Here is a 3,001-nt window from a genome sequence, read left to right as displayed (position 1 = left end):
ATCGCGCTGGGCGGAAAGCACCGCCGCGCGCGCTTCGGCCACGCGCGGGTCTTGCGCCAGGATCGCGGCGAAGAGGTCGAGCCGGTCGAGGCCATCGGCCATATGCGGCGCGGCAGGGGCAATGCCTTGGGCGATCTGGCGCAGCTTTGGCTCTTCAAGTTGCGTGGCCACCCGCGCTGCGCTGCGGGCCGGCAGGTTTACCGGCGCGGGCGGCACCGGCGCGCAGCCAGCCGTGGCGGTGAGCAAGGCAGCGGTAATGGATAGTCTGCGCCTCACTGTTTTCGCTTTTCTATTTCTGTGCTTGGCCGCGCACCACCCCCCGATCCCCTCCTCTAAAGAGGAGGGGGAGTACCGGGCAAAGCCCCCTCCTCTTTAGAGGAGGGGGTTGGGGGTGGTGCGAAGCCTCACGCAATATCGCCATTCCCTAGCAACACGGCGTAACCGCCCTACCGCTTCAAGAAAAGTGACCATTGCGCAACATTGGCTGGATCAGAACGTGATGCGCGCATCCACCATGAACGAGCGCGGCGCCAGGAACTGGAACTGGTCGTCCACGCCATAGGTCTTGCCATTGGCGATCGAGGTGATCGCGCGGTTGTTGAACACGTTCGACACCGTCGCGCCAATGCGGAAGCGGTTGGCGATCATCTGGCTGATGGCGAATTCGCCCACGCTGTAGGGCGCGATGCGATAGCTGCGCGGGCCAGTGGCGCCGGCGGTCGCTTCGGTGGCGTATTGCGGGCCAGTGAACTTCTGGCTGAACGATACGCGCGTGCCGTTGTGGTTGTAGAACGCGCCCAGCGCGGCAGTGGAGAACGGCGCGCTGGCGATCTGCGCCCCGCTCGTCACCGAATGGGCATAGTTGTACGAACCATTGGCAAACAGCGTCAGGCCGGTGACGGGTACGAAGCTGACTTGGCCTTCCACGCCCTTGTAACGCACCTGGCCAATATTGACGAGCGCGTTGGACGGCGCCCCGGTGGAGGTATCGGCCGCGATCTTGTTGTTGACGTTGATGATATAGCCATCGACGTCAACTGAGACGTGGCTGCCGTGCCACACCGTGCCGACCTGATAGTTGGTCGAGGTCTGCGGTTGCAGCTTGGCCAGGTTCTGCTGCTGCACGGCCTGGTCGGTCGAGGTGCCCGACGGCGTGTAGAAGCTCGACAGGTCAGGCACGTACATGCCCTGGGCATACTGGCCATAGAACGACCAGTTCTCCTTGGCCTGCCAGTTGATCGTGGCGAACGGCAGCGTCTTGGTCCAGGTGGCGGCCGTGTCGATCGGATTGCGGCTCTTCTGGTTGACCGGCCCGCTGATCGAGCGGTTGAAGTGCACGTACTTGACGCCCGGCGTGATCGACAGCGCCTCGATCGGGTGGAACTCGAACTCGGCAAACAGCTGGTACTGGTTCCACTTGGAATATTGCAGGTAGTTGATGTTGGCATAGGCCGCGCTGGGCAGCGTGCCGACGCCGGTTACCGGCGCGAACTTTTCGTTGTACGACGGCATGCCGGTGGTGCGATCAAGGTCAAACCGCGCGCGGTCGGTATCGGCGTGCTCGTACCAACCGCCCACGCGGATCTTGCCGAGCGCGAAATCATAATTGACCTGGCCGATATAACCCAGCACGCGATACTTGTTTAGCTTGTAGTACCCCGGAATATCGCCCGCCACCGTCGTGGTCTTGTAGGGCGAAGCCACCGTGCCGGCGCCGCTCAACGCCAGGACCGAGCCGGTGTTCCCCGACAGCGTGTTGTTGGTATAGCCATACATATAGGCGCGGTTGTCGAGCGACAGGCCAGGCGCCAGCTTGCTCTGCAGGCGGATGTACGAGAAATCGGTGGTCTTGTCGGTGCGGTTGTACTTCCAGTAATCCTGCTTGGTCGGATCGCTGCCCAGGCCATAGTTGAGGCCATATTGCCCGATCTGCGAGGTGGGCGTGCAGTTGTCGGCGGTCAGCTGCGTGCCGGCGGCCAGCGCCGTGCCGCCGGTGCCACAGGTGGCGCCCTTCTGCAGGTCGGACTGGTAATAGAAGTTGCGGTTCCACGTGCTGAGCAGCGTCAGCGTGTTGGCCGTGCCGATCGGGATCACCGCCTTGGCGAACAGGTTCTTGGAATTGACCGGCGAATTGGTCAGCGCGCCGTCCGAACGCAGGAACTGCCCGGCGAGCACGAACTTGGCGCCGCCCAGCTTGTCGATCGCGCCGCTCTGGAATTCGCCGCGGCCGATGAAAGTGTTCCAGTTGCCGAGCAGGCCCTGGACCTGGCCGCCCATCTGGTCGCTCACCGCGCGCGAATACATGTTGATGTTGCCGCCATAGGTGGCCTGGCCCAGCTGGCTGGCATTGCCCGGGCCGCGATCGACCACGACGGTTTCGATCGTGGTGGTGGGGAAGAACGCAGTGGAATGGTGCGTCGGGTTGTTGGTGTCGGCAAACGGGATCGAGTCATAGGTGACGTTGTAGTCGCCATCCTGGAAGCCGCGGATCGTCGCCTTGGTTTCGGTAAAGCCGGTGCCGTTGTTGCTGCCCGAAATGCTGACGCTGGGGGTCAGCGCGATCAGTTGGTTGAAATCCGACGCGGCGTTGGCGTTGTCGATGAATTCGCGGCTGACCGCGGCCTGCGGCTGCGTGGTGGTGAGCGAGGCAGTGATCGGCGCCACTTGCGCGGCGCGGCTGCCGGTCACGATGATGTCGGACGAGGTGAGCGACTGCGCGTCGTTGGCCTGGCCGGTCTGGTTGGCGGTGGTCGATTGCGGATCGGATGCGGCCGAGGCCGCTTCTGCGGCGGCAGTGGCGGGGGCATCGGCGGCGTGGGCCGTGCAGGCGAGCAGGCTGGAGGCAGCCAGCAGGGCGCCGCGCAAGGGGTGCTTGATCATGATGTTCCTCAATTTATCATCAGGAAGAAGGGGATCGGGTGTCAGTGCGCCGGCCACTCGGCGCGGGCAGCCGCGACCATCGGGGCAAGGCGGGGATCGGAAAGCAGGGCCTGGGCAGCGG

1 protein-coding gene and 1 pseudogene are annotated in these 3,001 nt (G+C 63.9%); both read right to left on the bottom strand.

Annotated features, from left to right (window positions below):
• A pseudogene (locus H926_RS0110200) lies at positions 1-276 on the bottom strand (TolC family protein); the annotation flags it as partial.
• Between the two features lie 213 nt (positions 277-489).
• On the bottom strand, positions 490-2,880 hold the full coding sequence (locus tag H926_RS0110195; RefSeq protein WP_022676204.1) for a TonB-dependent receptor: 2,391 nt from the start codon (positions 2,878-2,880) through the stop codon (positions 490-492).
• Positions 2,881-3,001: the final 121 nt, after the last annotated feature.

The organism is Novosphingobium sp. B-7 (genome assembly GCF_000410615.1).
GTDB lineage: Bacteria > Pseudomonadota > Alphaproteobacteria > Sphingomonadales > Sphingomonadaceae > Novosphingobium > Novosphingobium capsulatum.
Note: the sequence above shows the minus strand (reverse complement) of the source record. Positions and strands in the feature narration are given on the sequence as shown.

Excerpts from the sequence above, each read along its gene's own strand:
- H926_RS0110195 (WP_022676204.1), bottom strand. The coding sequence starts at position 2,880 with ATGATCAAGCACCCCTTGCGCGGCGCCCTGCTGGCTGCCTCCAGCCTG.